General features: G+C 52.1%; 16 protein-coding genes and 1 tRNA gene. 10 read left to right on the top strand and 7 right to left on the bottom strand.

The features are described from left to right. Positions 1 to 11 precede the first annotated feature (11 nt). Genes yaaA through rdgC form a run of 3 tightly spaced genes read left to right on the top strand, consistent with a single transcriptional unit; the run spans position 12 to position 1,953 of the window. Entirely contained in the window at positions 12 to 782 is a 771-nt protein-coding gene (yaaA, locus tag Q4501_RS15615; protein WP_303597197.1) for a peroxide stress protein YaaA, read from the top strand. 24 nt (positions 783 to 806) lie between these two features. Then, complete coding sequence (locus tag Q4501_RS15620; RefSeq protein WP_303597198.1) at positions 807 to 1,007, top strand: DUF2788 domain-containing protein; 201 nt, start codon at positions 807 to 809, stop codon at positions 1,005 to 1,007. A 19-nt stretch (positions 1,008 to 1,026) separates the two neighbouring features. Next, positions 1,027 to 1,953, top strand: a complete 927-nt coding sequence (gene rdgC / locus Q4501_RS15625; protein ID WP_303597199.1) for a recombination-associated protein RdgC — start codon at positions 1,027 to 1,029, stop codon at positions 1,951 to 1,953. Positions 1,954 to 1,998: 45 nt separating this feature from the next. Here the strand turns inward: rdgC and Q4501_RS15630 are convergent, their stop codons facing one another. Continuing rightward, positions 1,999 to 4,743 (bottom strand): GNAT family N-acetyltransferase, encoded by a 2,745-nt coding sequence (locus Q4501_RS15630; protein WP_303597200.1) that lies wholly within the window; start codon positions 4,741 to 4,743, stop codon positions 1,999 to 2,001. Between the two features lie 158 nt (positions 4,744 to 4,901). Between Q4501_RS15630 and Q4501_RS15635 the strand changes: the two genes are divergently transcribed. Continuing rightward, the gene (locus Q4501_RS15635) at positions 4,902 to 5,828 is read left to right on the top strand and encodes a histone deacetylase family protein (RefSeq protein WP_303597201.1); all 927 of its coding nucleotides are present in this window, start codon (positions 4,902 to 4,904) and stop codon (positions 5,826 to 5,828) included. Positions 5,829 to 5,863: 35 nt separating this feature from the next. Here the strand turns inward: Q4501_RS15635 and Q4501_RS15640 are convergent, their stop codons facing one another. Then, complete coding sequence (locus Q4501_RS15640) at positions 5,864 to 6,790, bottom strand: OmpA family protein (protein ID WP_303597202.1); 927 nt, start codon at positions 6,788 to 6,790, stop codon at positions 5,864 to 5,866. Positions 6,791 to 6,988: 198 nt separating this feature from the next. Here Q4501_RS15640 and pyrC point away from each other — a divergent pair, with 198 nt between their 5' ends. Then, positions 6,989 to 8,020, top strand: a complete 1,032-nt coding sequence (gene pyrC / locus Q4501_RS15645; RefSeq protein WP_303597203.1) for a dihydroorotase — start codon at positions 6,989 to 6,991, stop codon at positions 8,018 to 8,020. A 43-nt stretch (positions 8,021 to 8,063) separates the two neighbouring features. After that, positions 8,064 to 8,720, top strand: coding sequence for a ribonuclease T (rnt, locus tag Q4501_RS15650; protein WP_303597204.1), 657 nt, complete (start codon positions 8,064 to 8,066; stop codon positions 8,718 to 8,720). 84 nt (positions 8,721 to 8,804) lie between these two features. Here the strand turns inward: rnt and Q4501_RS15655 are convergent, their stop codons facing one another. Then, entirely contained in the window at positions 8,805 to 10,790 is a 1,986-nt protein-coding gene (locus Q4501_RS15655) for an SDR family oxidoreductase (RefSeq protein ID WP_303597205.1), read from the bottom strand. Positions 10,791 to 11,161: 371 nt separating this feature from the next. Here Q4501_RS15655 and Q4501_RS15660 point away from each other — a divergent pair, with 371 nt between their 5' ends. Then, on the top strand, positions 11,162 to 11,461 hold the full coding sequence (locus tag Q4501_RS15660) for a hypothetical protein (protein ID WP_303597206.1): 300 nt from the start codon (positions 11,162 to 11,164) through the stop codon (positions 11,459 to 11,461). A gap of 79 nt (positions 11,462 to 11,540) precedes the next feature. Beyond that, complete coding sequence (locus tag Q4501_RS15665; protein WP_303597207.1) at positions 11,541 to 14,393, top strand: insulinase family protein; 2,853 nt, start codon at positions 11,541 to 11,543, stop codon at positions 14,391 to 14,393. A gap of 9 nt (positions 14,394 to 14,402) precedes the next feature. Here Q4501_RS15665 and Q4501_RS15670 read toward each other — a convergent pair whose 3' ends face one another. Further along, positions 14,403 to 15,044, bottom strand: a complete 642-nt coding sequence (locus Q4501_RS15670; RefSeq protein ID WP_303597208.1) for a TIGR04282 family arsenosugar biosynthesis glycosyltransferase — start codon at positions 15,042 to 15,044, stop codon at positions 14,403 to 14,405. Next, positions 15,031 to 15,738, bottom strand: coding sequence for a TIGR04283 family arsenosugar biosynthesis glycosyltransferase (locus tag Q4501_RS15675; RefSeq protein ID WP_303597209.1), 708 nt, complete (start codon positions 15,736 to 15,738; stop codon positions 15,031 to 15,033). Before Q4501_RS15675 ends, Q4501_RS15670 begins: the two co-directional genes overlap by 14 nt. 86 nt (positions 15,739 to 15,824) lie before the next feature. Here Q4501_RS15675 and Q4501_RS15680 point away from each other — a divergent pair. After that, positions 15,825 to 15,901: transfer RNA gene (locus Q4501_RS15680), tRNA-Arg, on the top strand. Between the two features lie 132 nt (positions 15,902 to 16,033). Continuing rightward, positions 16,034 to 16,396 carry a DUF6538 domain-containing protein gene (locus Q4501_RS15685; RefSeq protein ID WP_303597210.1) on the top strand — a complete coding sequence of 121 codons (363 nt, stop codon included), beginning with the start codon at positions 16,034 to 16,036 and terminating at the stop codon, positions 16,394 to 16,396. On the opposite strand, the gene Q4501_RS15690 is transcribed toward Q4501_RS15685, so the two are convergent. Both Q4501_RS15690 and Q4501_RS15695 read right to left on the bottom strand, forming a co-directional pair. Continuing rightward, the gene (locus Q4501_RS15690; RefSeq protein ID WP_303597211.1) at positions 16,393 to 17,130 is read right to left on the bottom strand and encodes a hypothetical protein; all 738 of its coding nucleotides are present in this window, start codon (positions 17,128 to 17,130) and stop codon (positions 16,393 to 16,395) included. The genes Q4501_RS15685 and Q4501_RS15690 overlap by 4 nt on opposite strands. Beyond that, on the bottom strand, positions 17,127 to 18,767 hold the full coding sequence (locus tag Q4501_RS15695; RefSeq protein WP_303597212.1) for an RNA-directed DNA polymerase: 1,641 nt from the start codon (positions 18,765 to 18,767) through the stop codon (positions 17,127 to 17,129). The genes Q4501_RS15690 and Q4501_RS15695 overlap by 4 nt, the downstream gene beginning before the upstream one ends. Between the last annotated feature and the right edge of the window lie 166 nt (positions 18,768 to 18,933).

Here is an 18,933-nt window from a genome sequence, read left to right on the forward strand (position 1 = left end):
AATTCACTGACATGTTGATGGTTATCTCACCCGCCAAAACCCTCGACTACGAGAGCCCGCTGGCAACGAATACCTGTACCCAGCCAGATTTTCTGGACGATGCCTGCGAACTGATTGACCAGCTCAAGGAGCTAGAGCCGCACCAGGTCAGCAACCTGATGAGCATCAGCGATAAGCTGGGCCAATTAAACGCCGAACGTTTTCAAAACTGGCACACGCCTTTCTCTCCAGAGAATGCCCGCCAGGCGATCCTGGCGTTCAAGGGTGACGTCTATACAGGGCTGGATGCGGAAAGCTTCAGCGAGCAGGATTTCAATTTCGCGCAGAAGCACCTACGGATGCTTTCCGGCCTATACGGCATTCTTAAACCCCTCGACCTGATGCAGCCTTACCGGCTGGAAATGGGCACAAAGTTTGAGAACAAACGGGGCAAGGATCTCTACGCATTCTGGGGCGATCAACTCACCCAGGAAATAAATCGCCTATTGAAGAGCGATGACGAGGTGCTGGTAAACCTGGCTTCGAACGAATATTTCAAAAGCTTGAAGAAGAAAGACCTTGAAGGACAGCTTATTACCCCCCAATTCAAGGATTGGAAGAACGGTCAGTATAAAATGATCAGCTTCTATGCGAAAAAGGCCCGCGGTCTTATGTGCCGGTACGCCATCCTGAATCGCATTACCAATGCGAACGACCTCAAGGGTTTTGACCTTGATGGTTACTATTTCAGCGAAGACCAGTCCGACAAGAACAACTGGGTTTTCCTGCGGGACGAACAGTAATCCAGATTGAACTTGGAGAAAATCATGAATGAAGCAGTTTTTTCGCAGATCGCCATGTTGGTGTTTCTGACGGGTCTTATTGGCTGGATGGGTTTTATCGTCTGGGATCTGGCCAAAAGATCACAGGCCGGAAAGTTCGGCACTCTCGCCCTGTTCACCGTATTGGGGGCTGGTGTCTTCGGTTTTATCATCAAAACAGTACTCGTAGAAGTCATCCAAATATGAAAGACAAGGATCAAACCTGATGTGGTTTCGCAATGCCCGCGTTTTCCGTTTTACCAAGCCATTTGATATCTCTGCTGAAGAGCTGGAAGAAAAGCTGAGCGGCGATGCATTCAAGCCCTGCGGCCCACAAGAAACCACTCGCCAGGGATGGGTTCCACCTCTTGGCAAGTTTGGTGACATGCTTGTTCACAGTGCCAATGGTTACCACCTGATTGCATTACGCAAGGAAGAAAAGATCCTGCCCGGTCCGGTGGTAAAGGACGCTGTTGAAGAGAAAGCAGAAGCCATAGAACTGGAACAGGGGCGCAAGGTTCGTCGCAAGGAAAAAGACGAGATCAAAGAGCAGGTTATGCTGGAGATGCTGCCCCAGGCATTTTCCCGAAACCGCCGCTGCTTCGCTTATCTGGCTCCGAAGGATGGCGTTCTGGTGGTGGATGCGGGTTCTGCCAAACAGGCGGAAGACCTGGCATCTACCCTGCGCAAGAGCCTGGGATCCCTGCCCGTTCGGCCGCCCGTGGTAGAACAGGCTCCAGCTTTCACTTTTACTGGCTGGCTGAACGAAACTATCGATCTGCCGGGTGTCGTGGTGCTCGGGAACGAGTGTGAATTGAAAGATCCATCTGAAGACGGCGGCGTCGTTCGTTGCAAAGGGTTGGACCTGAAAGCAGACGAAATCCGCAATCACCTGGAAGCAGGCATGCAGGTCACCAAGCTGGCCGTAACCTGGGACGAAAACGTGTCCTTTATCCTGGATGAAGAACTGGGCATTCGCCGGTTGAAGTTCGGAGAAACACTTCAGGACCAGCTTGACGACGTAGATGTGGATGATGCTGTCGCAAAATTTGACGCTGCCTTCACCCTCATGACCCTGGAGCTGTCAAAACTGATTCCGGGATTGCTGGACGCCATGGGCGGTGAAGACCGTTCAGCCATCGTCGAAGAGTAAACTCACAGGCACGGGAGCGCCGCTGGCACCTTTCATCGAAAGGTCTCAGTGGGCGCTCTTACCCAGCCGCTCCTTCTGCCAGTCTTTTTCCGGCTCGTTCAGCACAAGCCGCAGATCCATCACCTCTTCTTCAACGTTGTACTTGACCTCAAAGCCCATATGCTCCGCAAGCTGCAGCATCGGGCGATTGTCTGCCAAAACGTTGCCCACCATTTCCACCGTACCGCGAGCCCGGCAGTAATCGATCATTTTCTGCATCAGGGCGACACCCAAGCCTTCGCCCTTCATTTTGTCGTGCACCATCACAGCAAACTCGCACTGCAGGTTATCGGCGTCTGTCCAGGTTCTTACGGTACCCAGGGTTTCATCGCCTTCACCGTCTTCTCTCGGCGCATTGGCGATGAAGACCATTTCCCGGTCGTAGTCGATCTGCACCATCTGCGCGACGTCTTCCCGGGAGAAGTGCTTGCGGTACTGAAAGAAGCGATAACGTATGGATTCGGGCGACTGCAGCTCATGGAACACTCGGTGTGACGGCTCATCTTCTGCAAGAGCCGGGCGGATAACGACCCGCCGACCGGACTTGGGAAGCACCAGCCATTCCTCAAGCTCTCTCGGGTACGGCTGAATAATCGGCCGGCCTGGCGTTTCAGAAAGATCGATTGCCACGCTAACGGCGACCGCACCCTGGTCATTAAACAGCAAAGGTGAAATCTCCAACCCACGAATCTCCGGGTTATCGATCACAATCTGGGAAAGGGTAACCAGTGTTTCCGATACCGCCCGGATATCGGATTCAGGCGCCAGGCTGTGCTCTCTGAGCAACTTGTACATATAGGTTCGGCGCAGCAGCTCGCGGGCAAGAACCATATTAAGCGGCGGCAACGCAATCTGCCGATCTGACATGACGTTTATATGGGCACCCGAGGCTCCACAAACCACGAGGGGGCCGAACAGGACATCTCTGGTAATTCCGACACTGAACTCAACACCACCAATGTGTTGATAGGAGCGCTGCATGGCAAAACCGAGAAATCCGCTGTCCGGGAAGTGCTTCAGATACTCTGTCATCAGGAAACGGCAGGCATCGATAATCTCGGACTCACTGTTCAGCTTCTGCATCGTACCCTTATAGCGACGCTGAGCAACGCTCAGCTTCATGAAAGGGTGGCAGGCTTCCTCATGAACAATAGTGACATCCACCATTCGGCGCTCTATCGAAAAAGCCTCGATGACTTCTTCTACATCGTCGCAATAGACCGTTTCAATCGCGCGGATGCCGTAATCGCGAATCACATCCCGGGCTTCCCGGCTCGACAAGTGTTTTCGACCAGAGCGAAGTGCGCTCATGACCATCCGACGGGTTTTCGTGTGGTCTGCAAAATGGTCGGTAAACGATTCCGGAGTCTCCGTCAGCAAGCGCTGGACTCGCTGATGCCGCACATGTTGCATAAAGGCAACGACCGCCTTCTCCGGATTGAAAAACGATGGCACACCGGCGCGATAGAACTCTTCTCGTGAATCCATCACCGTGCTCTGCCCAAGCCAGCAGGTAAAAATATTGAGCCGCGTACCTTTGGAAGCCTGCACGACGGCATCTGCAATCTGCAGGTTATCCTCCTTCAGACTGGGCGCGTACATCACCAGCACGTTCGCTACTTCAGGATCCTTGGCCAGAATTTTAATTGCCTTTCCATAAAGTTCCGGCGATGCATCGTAGTTAAGATCGATCGGGTTTTTTCGAGTCCAGTAAGGTGGCAAAAGCTCAGCGAGGGCTTTGACACTGGCTTCAGACAACTTGGCCAGCTCGCCACCCAAATCTGCCAGACGGTCAACAGCAAGAACGCCCGGCCCTACACCATTGGCCATAATGGCAAGGGATTCTCGGCGAAGCGGCCGCATACGGGTGAGAGTTTCCAGCGCATCAAACATCTGCCCCAGCCCATCAACGCGCAACACACCGGCGCGCTGAAGCATGGCATCGTATATAGGGTCACTGCGCACAATGCCATCCGGCAGCTCATGTGTTAACCACTCGGATTCCGGCACGCGCCCGGATTTCACAGCAATCACCGGTTTTGTTCTAGAGGCCACCCGCACAGCAGACATAAAGCGCCGTGCGTTTGGAATATTTTCGATATGAAGGAGGATCGCCCGTGTCTGGGTGTCCTGAGCAAGATAGTCGATCAGATCATCATGATCGATGTCCATGCCATCACCGAGGGTGAGGAAATAGGAGAAACCGACGCCGCGGGCAAATGCCCAGTCAATCACCGAACTTGCGACCGTGCCTGACTGGCCCACAAATGCCACGCGACCGGGAAGAACACCCATATGCGCATAGGTGGCATTCAGGCTTCTGGCCGGCACCATCAAGCCAATCGTGTTCGGGCCTAAAACTCTGATACCGGTTTCCTTTGCCGCCTCGCGAACCGCATACATCAGCGGTTTTCCGGTTTTACTGTGAGTACGGGACATGCCGCCGGTCATCACGATTGCCGTACGTACCCCCGCCTCGCCCAGGCGTCGAATGGTCTTGGCCACGGTATCCGGTGGCGTACAGACAATGGCGAGATCCGGCGAAAACTCCATTTTGGAGACTTTTTTTACACAGGGTACGCCATGAACGTTGTCATACTCATTCTGGTTAACAACCAGAAGCTTGCCCGGATAACCGCCGCCCATCAGGTTTCGCAACACCATACCACCAAGGTTGTCTGCCCGCTCCGATGCCCCGATCACTGCAATTGACGCAGGATTGAACAGACTTTCCAGATACCGGGTGCTCAAGCTGACTCTCCTTCAGTAGGTGTTTGCCCTATCTTATGCATAGATGAACCGATGTGAAATGCCTATCGCCCCTATAAGACCAAAGAAACACAGCAACAGCAGGTTATCCCTGATAAAATCAAAAAGAATACAAGTATAGTCGGGGCGTTTAGAGATCTATGACCACCGCATTTTTTTCCCATGATGACTTCAAAAAACACGACATGGGGCCAGAGCATCCCGAGTGCCCTGAGCGTCTAGCAGCTATCATCAGCTACATTGCCGATACCGGGGTTGCCGAAAAGCTTGACTGGGTACGCCCGGAAGAAATCACCCGCGATCAGCTTCTGAACGTGCACCCGGAACGCTATCTGCAACAGCTCGACATGATGCAACCGACCCGTGGCAGAGTGTTTACCGACCCGGACACCGCCATGATGCCGGACACTCTGCGTGCCGCAAGATTGGCTGCCGGAGCCAACGTTCAGGCCGTAGACATGGTGATGAGCAGCCAGGTTACGAATGCGTTTATCTGTGCGCGGCCGCCCGGCCACCACGCGGAGCGCAGCAAGTCCATGGGCTTCTGTTTTTACAACAACATTGCGTTGGCTGCTATGCGCGCTCTTAACTTCCACCACCTCGAGCGAGTCGCCATCGTTGACTTCGATGTGCACCAGGGGAATGGTACGGTAGACATTGTGAGCGGAGATGAGCGCATACTGATGTGCTCCAGCTTCCAGCACCCCTTTTACCCCCACTCCCACGTTCATCGGCAGGCCGACAACATCGTCAACATCCCCATCGAAGCAGGCTGCTCCGCTGAGGACTTCCGAAAACGGGTGGAGTCCGGGTGGATCAAACGCCTGAATGCCTTCAAGCCACAGGTGGTTCTGATCTCCGCAGGGTTTGACGCGCACCGCCTCGATCCTATGGGCGAGCTTAATCTCGAAACCGAAGACTATCGGTGGCTAACTGAAATTCTGGCGGACGTAGCGGCAGAGCACAGTAACGACCGAATCATTTCAACACTCGAAGGTGGTTATCATCTGAAGGCTCTCGCCGAGAGCGTCAATGCCCATTTGGAAGTGCTGAGTTCGATCTACTGATTTGTCCAAGACAAGGAACCGGCAAGCCAGCAGCACTAACCCGCGGAAGCGCCGCCGTAGCCATTGGCTTGCTGCAGTTCCGGACGATCGCCCTCGCGCTGCAAACGGATAGTTGTGCGGCGATTTTCTGCAGCCCGACGGGACACGGGATATTGGTCTCCATGGGCTCTTACTGTGATCAGATCCGGATCTACGCCACGATTTTTCAGGTAATCCGCCACTACATTGGCGCGATCCTCAGACAATGCCCGGTTATCAATACGACTCCCGACACTATCACTGTGGCCATCGACAAAGACACGCTCGACCGTGGTGTCAGCCATAAGATAAGCAACGATGTCGTCCAGCATGTTCATATCAGCTTCCGACAGATTCCTGCTTCCGCTGGCAAACGCGACTCTCGAGCGCCCAATCTGATCAATATTCACCGGTAATAGATTGGCCGCACAAGACCGATAAAGCTGATACTGGCCGTTAAAATTTATGTTCGACACCTGCACCCTGACCGGACTCCCGTCGTACCAGGACGCGCGAGTAACGGTTGGACGCATACCATCTAGCAGGCCTTGCGCAAGAACCACCGCCTGGCGCGTTTCAAGGGATACGGGGCGGCGCCCCTCGGAAATATTTACCGTACCCACAGGCCTGGGAGCCACCCCCGGCCGCCAGACGGGTGCCTCAACAACGAGCGCGCCACGCCCGGGCCGCATAAGGCGCGACTCAGACTCCAGAAAGAACGACAGGCTTTCACCAGCCCTGTGCCTGAAAACGGCACGACCATAGCCGGGGACTTCATGCACCAGAGAACATTCAAAAACGGATTCGGCAAGATACCACTGACTGTTCGAGATTCCTGCGCCATAGCTTCCAGCCAGGCCTGCCCCAGGAAAAAAAATGCCCAGCGCCAGAGTTCCCAGCAGTTTTCGCGATTTTCTGGAGAAAGCGAGTGCCATAACAGTCATACCGTTGTTTCACGGATGTTTAGTGGTTTCCATGGTTAACGGCATCGGCGCGGTATTCTTTAATCTACGAGAGGAAAAACAATCACCGGCGCGTTCTGTTATAATCGCGCAAATTTTCCGGGCTAAAGCGCCGTCCAAATCAAACACGCTTCTCACGCCTTTTATTCAGCCCTTTGAAGGTATCGCGGAAATCAGCTCATGACCGAACAACTTACCCTTTTGCGCCCCGACGACTGGCACCTGCACGTTCGTGACGGCGATGTTCTCAAGGACGTCGTGCCGGCAACCGCAGCCTGTTTTGGGCGGGCGATCATCATGCCCAACCTTGTTCCCCCGGTTACAACTGCCGCAGCAGCCTCAGCATATCGGGAGCGCATACTGGCAGCGGCCCAAGGCACGGATTTCCGGCCATTGATGACGATTTACCTCACAGAATCCACCACCCGCGAAGACATTCTTGAAGCTCGTGCGGAAGGCGTAGTCGCGGCAAAACTCTACCCCGCCGGCGCCACCACAAATTCCGCTTCCGGCGTGCAGGACATTCGTAATATCTACCCGGTCCTGGAGGCCATGTCAGAGTGTGGCATGCTGCTGCTTGTTCATGGCGAAGTCACCGATGCGGACATTGATATTTTTGATCGGGAAAAGGTATTCCTTGAGCGCGTGCTGGCGCCGACGCTGGAAGCTTTTCCCAAACTCAGGGTTGTGCTTGAGCACATCACTACCGCTGATTCTGCGGAATTCGTTCGGCAACACCAGGGCGACAATCTTGGTGCAACGCTTACGCCCCAACACCTGATGTACAATCGTAATCACATGCTGGTAGGCGGCATACGCCCTCACCTTTACTGCCTTCCAATACTGAAGCGCAACCGACACCAGCAAGCCCTGAGAGACGCCATTGCCAGCGGCGACAAACGATTCTTTCTGGGAACCGACTCTGCCCCGCACGCAAAGGATAAGAAAGAGGCGGCCTGCGGCTGTGCAGGTTGCTACTCGGCCTACGGCGCAATCGGACTCTACGCGGACCTGTTTGAAGAACTTGGCGTTCTTGACCAGCTGGAAGCCTTTGCGAGCATAAACGGGGCGGACTTCTATGGCCTGCCACGAAATACCGATACTATTACCTTGGTGAAGGAGCCCTGGGCAATGCCAAATGAATTACCCTTGGCGGATGGCACCATCGTTCCTCTGAAAGCTGGCGAAACTATTAACTGGCGCCTTGCTTAAACGTTCCACGACTTCCTGATAAACGGCCAAGACCGGAGCTTTAGTGACTGACGAAAACACACAATCGCACCCCATGTCCCGCAGATTCCGCGGCTTTTTACCCGTAGTTGTCGATGTGGAGACCGGCGGTTTCAATCCGGAACGCGATGCACTGCTGGAAATAGCTGCGGTGATGCTGACCATGGACGAGGACGGCCGCATACGCCGCGCCGAGACTCACGTGCAACAGATCGATCCGTTTGAAGGAGCCAACCTGGAGCAATCTGCGCTGGACTTCACCGGAATCGATCCCTGGAACCCGGAGCGGGAGGCAGTGCCGGAGCGCGAAGGCCTGAGCGAAATATTCAGTCCCATCCGCCGGGCGGTCAAAGCACACGATTGCAAACGCGCAGTGCTCGTAGGACACAACGCAACCTTCGATCACAACTTTGTATTTGCGGCGGCACAACGAGCGGAGATCAACCGGAACCCGTTCCATCCCTTCTCCACATTCGATACAGCCACCCTTGCGGGACTGGCTTATGGCCACACGGTTCTGGCCCAGGCCTGCAAGCTTGCGGGCATCCCGTTCAGTAACAAGGAGGCTCACTCTGCTGCTTACGATGCGGAAAAAACAGCCGATCTGTTCTGCGGGATCGTCAACCGCTGGCTCGACCTGGGCGGATTCCCGCCGCCGCTGATTCCGGATGAAACCGAATAGCAAGACTCCCTGTCGAAAACAGCACCCACAAAAAACCCGCAACTCAGTGCGGGTTTTTTGATTCAATGCTGCGACAAATGCTGCTTACCAGTGAATACCTCGCATAACGGCTGCAAATGCAACCTGCTCCGTAGATACCTTAGCCTTTTCAACAGACTTGCCGCCTACGCCCGGAGAGGAATCCGGGAACATCCGATACCCTGTATTCATTACTATTTCACCCATCTTCGGCGCCAATGCATGCAGCACCTGGGCAAAAATACCAAGACGTGTAGCAACACGCTTGGGACGTTCAACTATGGCGTTCGTCACCAGATCCGCTGCCTCTTCCGGTGAAAGAGTAGGCACTGAATCGTAGATCTTGGTAGGTGCAATCATTGGCGTTTTAACCAACGGCATATTGATGGTGGTAAAGGTTACATTACGGTCCGACCATTCAGACGCCGCGCATCGACTGAAGGCATCCAGCGCCGATTTTGAAGCCACATACGCTGAGAAGCGTGGCGCATTGGTAAGAACGCCAATGGAGGAAATGTTAACCACGTGACCACGGTGCCGCTCCAGCATGGAAGGTGCAAACCCCATGATCAAGCGAACAGAGCCGAAGTAGTTCAGTTGCATGGTGCGCTCGAAATCGTGGAATCTATCGAATGACAACGACAATGAACGACGGATGGAGCGCCCGGCATTGTTCACCAGAACATCAACATGACCGTGGTTATCCAGCACAGTTTTTACAAACCTGTCGCAATCTTCCATGTCGGAAAAATCACACTGGTAGGCATGCACATTGCCACCCCTGGCTTCCAGAGATGCTGCCACCTCGTCCAGTTTTTCCTTGGTACGAGCACCAATCACCAGAATAGCACCAGCTTCCGCCAGCTTCTCTGCCGTCGCCAGACCGATACCGGACGTTGCGCCGGTGATCACACAGACCTTGCCTTCAACCGTGCCCTTCAGCGTGTGGTCCCTGAACAGGTCCGGGTCGAGATGGCGCTCCCAGAAATCCCATATCACCGGTGCGTAACTCTCAAGGCGCGGAACCTCGATACCCGTGCCTTTCAGCGCGCGCTCGGTTTCACGAGCATCGAAGCGGGTGGGATAATTTATAAAAGACAACACTGAGCGTGGAATGCCCATATCATCCAGCACAGCGCTAGTGATTCGCTTTACGGGGGGCAGGTTTTTCAGGCTTTGGCGAATAAACGGTGGCACAAAACCAAACATGCGGGAGTCAATACGCATACCCATCTTGGGTGCGTGGCCGGCCTCACAGAATATGTTAAGAATCTCACCCACTTTGTAAGGATCAGAATCTACGAGGTGGAAGCAATTGCCGTCCTCGCCCTCCAGATGTGCGATGTGATCCAGAGCATTAACGACGAAGTCTACAGGGACAACGTTCAGGCGGCCCCCTTCAACACCAATCGTCGGCACCCATTGCGGTAGTGTGCGACGAATTTTCTGAATCATTTTAAAGAAATAGTAAGGGCCATCGACCTTGTCCATTTCGCCCGTTTCCGAGTGACCGATCACCATGCCCGGGCGGTATATACGGAACGGCACTTTGCACTCTTCACGAACTACTTTTTCAGATTCGTGTTTGGTCATCAGGTAGGGATGATCCAGCTTTTCAGCTTCTTCAAACATGTCTTCGCGGAAAATACCTTTGAACAAACCTGCTGCGGCAATAGAAGAAACATGATGAAAGTGTTTTGCTTTCATAGCATCCGCAGCATTAACTGCCGCTCTGGTGCCATCAATATTCGTAGCCTGCTGAGCCTCCTCATCTGCACCCATGTCGTAGACAGCTGCCAGATGGAAAAAGTGATCAACCTTTCCTGTAAGCGATTTCAGGGCTTTGGCATCAATGCCCAGGTTTTCCCGGGTGAGGTCGCCGAACACGGCTTTGACACGGGACTCGTCAACACCCCAGCGTTCTCTGAGTGCGTCGAGCTTTCCCGCAGACTGCTCGCGCACAAGCAGGTGAACCGTGCCGCCCCTTTCCAGTAATTTTTCCACAAGAAAACGGCCAATAAACCCCGTACCACCGGTCAGGAAATAATTCATTGATAATCCACCCTGCATAATGCTCTGTTGTTGTCTGTTAACACCGACCTTATTAGACTAAAGTCTTATATTGGCCAAGTGAGGCGGCATTGTAACTAAATGCAGCTTTCATGTATCGGTCTTTATTAGAGCTTTTGCTCTGTAACCTGTTGTTTTAAATAGAGCAATTGCTCTAAAACCTTCTCGCTCTGCCTGTACTTTTTGTCGACATGAAGAACTTGAGATTAGCACAGTAATTCGGGCGTGCCCTCCTCATTGCCTAATTACCACAAAGCAATGAAACAGTCAGCCAGCAATGCGATAATCCGGAACTTGTTGCCGATTCAGGCGTCAATTCTTTTCACAGACCAGCGATATCCGGAAACCAGACAATGCAGAATGACAACCCGAATACTGAGCGCTACATCGCCATTGCCCGAGCCTGCCTGAAAGCCATCAACGACACGGCAGAGAACTCAGGTGACCGGGAGCAAAAAATTCAGGCGGTTTACGAGGCTATCGACACGGCGTTTCAGGCAGAGTTTGCCGATTACCGTCAATCCGTCGCGATCATGGCAACCGTGCTGGAACGAATCGCTTCGGGCCAGCTTGACGGCGAAAAAGCCACAGAACTCGCCCGCAAGACACTGGATCAGCAACCGGAGAATACCCGAAAGGCAATGATGCATTAAATTGAGCACTCCATTTCTGCGCCAGATCGTACATTCACAGACACTTTCCAGAAGCTCCTTAACGGATAACAGAGGCCCTATGCAAATTGGTATTTACTTGAATGCAAGAGTAAAGGTGCTAACGGCGAATGCATTTGCGCTTCTGTTGCTGTTATTCGTCAGCTCGCTTGCTATTGCGGCACAGACACCGGAAAAAAGCCCGAACGATAACAACCAATACCGCTTCATTGAACTGGATAATGGCCTGCGGGCCATTCTTGTCTTTGATAAAGACGCGGACAAAGCCGCTGCCTCCATGAACGTCGCAGTCGGAAGTGGCGATGACCCGAAAGAGCGGGAAGGCATTGCACACTTCCTGGAGCACATGCTGTTTTTGGGCACTGAAAAGTATCCAGAGCCAGGTGAGTATCAACAATTCATCAAAAGCCACGGCGGCAGCCATAACGCCTTTACCGCGTTTAGTAATACCAACTATTTCTTTGACATCCAGGCTGATTATCTCGAGCCGGCGCTGGATCGCTTTGCCCAGCAATTTGCGGCGCCCCTCTTTACAGCTGACCTTGTTGATCGCGAGCGCAACGCCGTTCATTCAGAATTTAGTGCGAAACAAAAAGAAGACGGCCGCCGCTTCTATTCCGTCAAAAAAGCCGCCAGTAATCCGGAGCACGCTTTCCACCAGTTTGCTGTCGGCAACCTGACCACGCTGGAGAACACAGACGCCAACCCTCTTCGGCCCGATCTGATTGAGTTCTGGAAAACCCATTATTCCGCAAACCTGATGACTCTTGCCGTTTATGGGCCGCAGCCGCTGGACGAGCTTGAAGCCATGGTGAGGGTTCGTTTTGACGCCATTGAAAACCGTGACCTGGAACCAAAAGCTCACACCGAAGCGCTGCTGGACCCAACTGTCTTGCCCGCGAAAGTAACGGCAGAAGCGATCAAGGATGTTCGCAGCCTCACCCTGTCGTTCCCGATTTCATCTCAAAAAGACAATTACCGTACAAAGCCGGCCAGCTACATTGCCAACCTGTTGGGCCATGAAGGGTCAGGAAGTCTTTTTGATGTCCTCAAGAAGAACGGCCTGGCAGATAGCCTGTCAGCAGGCATTGGCATGGATACAGGCGAAAACGCCACACTGGACATCAGTATTGCGCTTACGCCTGAGGGATTGAGACGGCATGAAGAAATTCTGCCTCTGGTATTTCGGTACATCGACATTGTTCGTGAGCAAGGTATAAAGCAACAGCGTTTCGACGAGATGCAGCGGCTGACACAAATCGACTTTCGCTTTCGCGAACGGGGCGAGCCCATGCACGAGGTCATGCGGCTGTCGAGCCAACTCCAGGACTATCCCGCAGAGGATGTCCTCAGCGCGCCCTGGCTGATGGATCGCTACGCACCGAACCAGTACCAGGAGATTCTTTCCAGACTGACTCCGGACAACGTCATGGCCTATTTGCTCGCCCCGCAGCTCGAACTGAAGAATCCGAATGTTACCCAGTGGTATGACACACCCTGGCAAATCGAACCTCTCGATACGGAAGCTCTGCGGACTGACGCCCCGAGCGCAATGGCAAAAGCCCTTCAATTACCCTTACCCAATCCGTTCGTACCGGAAAACCTGGCCATGGTGCCTGGCAAGACCATGAGCAAACCCGAATTGCTGGGCAACCAGGAGGGCATGGCTATCTGGTTTGCGCGGGACACTCGTTTCAATACGCCAAAAGCCAACGTGTTCTTCAGCTTGCGTACCCCCGCGGCTCGGGTATCTGCGCGCAGCCACGTGCTTACGAGGCTACTGGTGGACAGCATCAACAACAATCTCAACGCCTGGGCTTACTCTGCACGCCTCGCCGGGCTGGATTACAGCATCTATCCGCACCTGCGCGGTGTTACTGTGCGCGTTGGCGGCTACAGCGACAACCTGCATACGTTGATGAATCGTATCCTTATGCAGGTTTCGGCGCCGGATATCACCCGCCAGCGTTTTGATATCGCCCGACAAAACATGATTGACGGCCTGAAAAACAAGGCCAAAGACCGGCCAGTTGAACAAACATCGGAATTCATTCAGACCGCCCTGATGGAAGACACCTGGAGCACCGAAGAAAAACTGCAGGCCGCCAGAGAGGTTACTCTCGATGAACTCAGGTCTTTCGCCGAGACGCTACTCTCACAAGTCGACCCGGTGCTCATGGCTCATGGAAATATTACAGAAGCCTACACACTCAACCTGGCACAACAGATTGATGCCATCGTTCTGGGCAAAAGCGACTTTGTAGAGGTTGAGCGCAGCCGCATGCGAAAGCTGCCCGCAGAGGAAATGCTGGTATCCCTGAACGTAGACCACCCGGACACCGGATACACACTTTATATGCAGGGTAAGAACACCAGCTTTGAAGAGCGCGCCCGCTTCCGTCTGTTGGCTCAGATTATCAGCAGCCCGTTTTATAAAGACATCCGCACCACCCGCCAGCTTGGCTACATTGTCTACGCCACACCCTTTGAAATGCTCGAAACTCCTGCTCTGGGTTTTATTGTTCAATCCCCCACTGCCACCCAGGAAACGATCGACCAAGCGGTTCGCGAGTTCACTGAAGGTTTTGAGGCGGACCTAAACGCACTGAGTGCGGAGCGCCTTGAGCGTGAAAAGCAGGCAGTAATCAGTGGCATACTGGAACAGGATCGGCAGCTGGGTGAGATTTCAGGGCGCTACTGGCGCGAGATTGATCGCGGCGCGGATGGCTTTGACTCCCGTGAGAAACTTGCAGAGGCCGTTGAGGCTGTAAACCTTGAAGAGCTGAAGGCCACTTTCAGGGATGCTGCGCTGAACAGAGAGCGGGCGCTTCGTGCAGTGACGGGAGGAGAAGGACTGAGCGCGAATGAAGCCCGCGACCTTGTCCTTTCTCAACCGCCGGTTACTGCCAAGTAGAGGCGGGCGTTACGTACCGCCGGCCAGGCGCTGAAAGCGCGCCCAGTCTTCCGGCTCATCCACATCCCACCGGGGCTCCAGCAAAGCAACGCTGAGCCCCAGCTTTTTCAGCCGCTCACAAGTTTGCTCCAGAACGGCCTCAGTGCCCCAATCAATATCATCCAGCATGTGTGGAACCACCCGGCGAGCGCCAATCAGCACATAGCCGCCGTCATCTGAAGGGCCTAAAACCACATCGTACTCCTCCAGAGCGGCCAACGCCTGATGCACATACCCGGGCTCAACCGATGGGCAATCACTACCGACAATCATCGCTAACGGGTGGGACTCCAGGGCATTGCCAAGCGCATTCAACATGCGATCACCCAGATTAGCGCCCTGCTGTACTTTCTGGACCAGGTTCCGTTGCTCAATCGTGCGGACAATGCTCTGCGAGTCACTCGGCACAGTCTCAACGCTCCTATCCCACCAGAACTGTACAGGGTGGCCGGAACCATAAAGGTTATCCAGCACCGCAAGCGTAAGTGTTATGTGCGCATTCAGCGCCCCGAAAACACCCAGCGCCGGAATAAGGCGGGTCTTTACCCGACCGGCTTCCGGCCATTTAGCGAATTGCATGACCAGTGCAGCAGAGCCTTCAATCTTTGGCATTTCGAATATCCGAACGGTAGGAATGAACAAGCGCTTCCGGTGAGTCACCGCGCCAGTAGCGCCACCGTAAGCGCCACATAAGAAAAATCGTGCGCCAGACACCCTTTTGCTCCCAGCGACGGCTATCGGTGACGACCGGCTCGTGAATGCAGAAAGGGCGCGAAACCAGACGGAGCCTGCGGGAAAATTCAATATCTTCCATGATCGGCAAACAATCAAACCCGTGCAGATCCTCAAAAACCTCCCGGCGCATGAACATTGCCTGATCACCGGTACAAATACCTGTTAACCGGGATCGCTGATTCATGAACCAGGCAATCACCGAAAACATAACGCCCTGGCCACTCAGGCTAACGTCGAAACGCCCCCAGTCTTTGTTGCTATGAAAAAATTCACTCAGGCAATCAGATGCATTAGAAGGAAGAAGAGTATCAGCATGCAAAAATAACAAAACACTCCCTTCGGCGACGGCTGCGCCCGCATTCATCTGAGCGGCCCTGCCTTTTCGAGACTGAACCACCCGATCCGCAAGCGGCCCTGCTAGCCTGGCAGTGCCATCCGTGCTTCCGGCATCTACTACGATCACCTCGTGCCCGGCTGAACGGAGCGGCTGCAGGGCCTCGAGTATACCGGCAATGCCCTCTGCCTCCATCCAGACCGGCATAACGATGCTTAACGAGAAAAGGTCAGACAAAGCACACTCCCATACAGATAGAAAACACGGTAACACCTTGAGCCGTAAGCTTCAGGCCGTTATCATACCGATCTTCTGAAAGAAGCGCCTTCGTAGCTCATCTGGATAGAGCGTCCCCCTCCTAAGGGGAAGGTAGCAGGTTCGAGTCCTGCCGAGGGCACCAGCCATTCTGGTAATACCCTTTAAAACCAAAGACTTGCCTGATATTCAATAAGCTCACTGTGATAGAAAACGGTAACTGAGCGTGATACACGCCACGCTTTTACCGGTTCCTTACTGACCGGAGCAGTATACAGTGATAGTTAAGTTGGGTTACGCCTTGTCCATCAAAACCAAGCACATACAAAAGCGCGGGAACGTCTATCAGTTCGTCATGCGTGTTCCCTCTGATCTCATAGAACACTATGGCCTAAAACTCATCCGCCAATCACTGCGGACAGATGACCCCAAAGTAGCCGCCAAGAGTGCCAAGACGCTGGCCCAAAGCTACAACGCCGAGTTCGCAGCTCTGCGCAATAACTCCAAGCTAGCCCCCTGTCATGTTCTGGATACAGGCTCTCGCATGGCCGAACACTACTCGACCCTTGATGCTTTGTCCTCTGGGGAAATCAACTCGACCAAAAGTACTTCACGATTAACGGCACCGCTAATTCCTTAGGTCTCAGGAAGCTCCACAAAGTTATTTTCAGTCACAAATAACAGAATCTCGTGATAGAGATCAGAGGGCTGCAGTGCACTTATGTCGTCACAAAGTTGATGAACATTTGCTTCAAATACGCTTCCCATTCTTGGGTTATACAACTCAACTCGATTGATTTCGTGAGGCGACTGGCTGTAATGATTCAGCGTTAAGTAAACCAGTAACTGCCTTATGTCGTTAACGCTGAAATTCCTGTAACCGGCCTTCACTTCCACCAGAGCATCGCGAAACAAAATATCCCCTTCAGCGCCGTTCAGAAAACCCAAACCATCGAAACCTGGGTCGAAGACCAAGTACCTTGATCTCGGTGGGAAGTACTCAACCATATGAACAGCAATAGATTTAACATCGTCTAATTCAGCTTTTGACAGGGGAAGTTTCATAGCGCTGCCGTGACTGAACACCCTCAAACTATCTACGCATTGCTGTGCAAGCTCAAAAAATAGTTTGTTTGAGAAGAACACTCCAGATTTTATGTCACTTACATCCACTGCTCCCTTCTGTTCTAGCCGAAAAATCTCAAACGCGATGGTGTTGCAAAGTGCAACATTTTCTCCTCGCACAGGCCTCTCTGGAGTGTACAACGACTTTACCATCGCGCCATTTACAAGCCGGATATAATTGTTAGCATTTGGAAGAAGTTGGACCCAAAACGAAGTAAACTTCTTAGCAAAAGTGGTCTCGGAGATCATAAAGCTTTCTCCAAGTCTTTTTTATTCACTCTCTCTGATGCCCAGTCGCGATAAAGAAGCTCAATAGCATTGAAGTTCTTTTTGTTGTGATCTCTCCAGTGCTTACCTTCGTCACCTAGAAAATATGAAGACAGTATAAATGTCCGACGCTGACGAGCATCCATTGTTGGAAATGTTTTCTTAATGTCAGAGAGCCAATAATGCGCCCGCCACTTAGTCATTATCTGAGTAACCAACTGACGAATCAAAACACTATCCGAGTACTCACTGTAGAAAATCAGCAGAATCTCTTCGTTTTCAGTAGAGTGTTCTTGTGCGAGTAGTTTGATCAAGTAAGCTACATTTATATCAGTTTTCAAAATAAAAGACTTATCGCTCACAAGAGCTCTTACAACATCTCTAAGCTGTAATTTCGTATCCTCACTCAAGCGCTCCCAGTTACCTATTGCGACTTGCATTATTGTAGTGTAAATCGGATACAGCTCATTAAAATTTTTACAAATAACCTGAAATGCGCTTGACAACTGCCTATCATCAGTTGCGGCGAATGCTTTTATCAATTGCCGACTGAAAGACTGGTTAATCTTCGATTTCTGAAGCTCTGAAGTGAGCATCCCCAAAAGGTCAAAGCCTGACAAGGACTTTTTGATTTCCTCATACTGCTCGTCGGCATTAGGTGAATAAGGATCGTATCGAATTGGAAGGCTCATAAATTTAGCTTTCATTGGGGACTTTTCATCTTCATCAACCCCTTTAAGCTTCGCCTTAGTGATGTTCACAAATTCATCTTTCGACATGATATTAGTTTTATGCTTCTGGAGCGTAAGACCCTCATTCTCCATTAGTTTTCGACTCAGAAAGGCTAGAGCTGAATGCGCATCTTCTTTCGACTCGCAGAATATTACGTAATCGTCCACATACCTTTTAAATTCGATTCTATGTAGCTTCAGTATACGGTCAACAGAATCGAGAACTAGTTCTGACAAAATTCGTGAAGCCGCCCCACCCACGGGAAGACCATAAGAATTTGTTCCTGAAAAATACTGTACCAGTCCCTTGATTTTCGAGGAGACATTTTTCCCGGGATCAAGTCTATCGAGTGCATTTTCGAGACGATGATGATAGATCCGGGTGTAGAAATCTGCGATATCACAAACAACAACATGTTCAATCTTTTCGCTTTTCTCGCAAAATTCCAAACTGTCAGACTGAAATTTTCTCCAGTTTATTTCGTCCGAATAGAGCGAATACTTATCAACATCTAAAGCGATTCGGTAAGAGTACACGTGTTCGTGAGATAGTCTCTGATCCTCTATTCTCTTAGCCAAACTTACGACCAACCCAAGGAAATAAACGTTCCACATGGGGTCTATTTGTGTGGCCCATCGAAAACCGTAGTATCCAACAGTCGAGCAACAATCAACGTTTAGAGGGGGAAAAGTATTTAGTGATTTTTCGAACTCCGAGTGCACAGTTTGAAACAGTTCCAATACTCGATCTTCGAAGTCGTCAAGCATCCGTGTCTCTAGGGGAAATGGGAATATGTCTGTATCGCCGAACTTCACAATGTTGCGAATAGCAAATCTGATAGATGTGTCGAAGTCGCCCTTTTCAAGCTTCGATTTATTTATTTTCACAATGCCCTGTCCCTAGCTTCGAATTTGAGTACAAGCTAGCCATCAAACCATGAAAATTCAAGAATTTATCGAATAGCACAGGTGTCACGCGATGCTTTCCAGTCAATACAGGCTTCCATAGTTAGCAGCTTTGGTTAGGTATCTCAGTTGGTTAGCCATCCACGCT

This window comes from Marinobacter sp. 2_MG-2023, from assembly GCF_030546935.1.
Lineage (GTDB): Bacteria > Pseudomonadota > Gammaproteobacteria > Pseudomonadales > Oleiphilaceae > Marinobacter.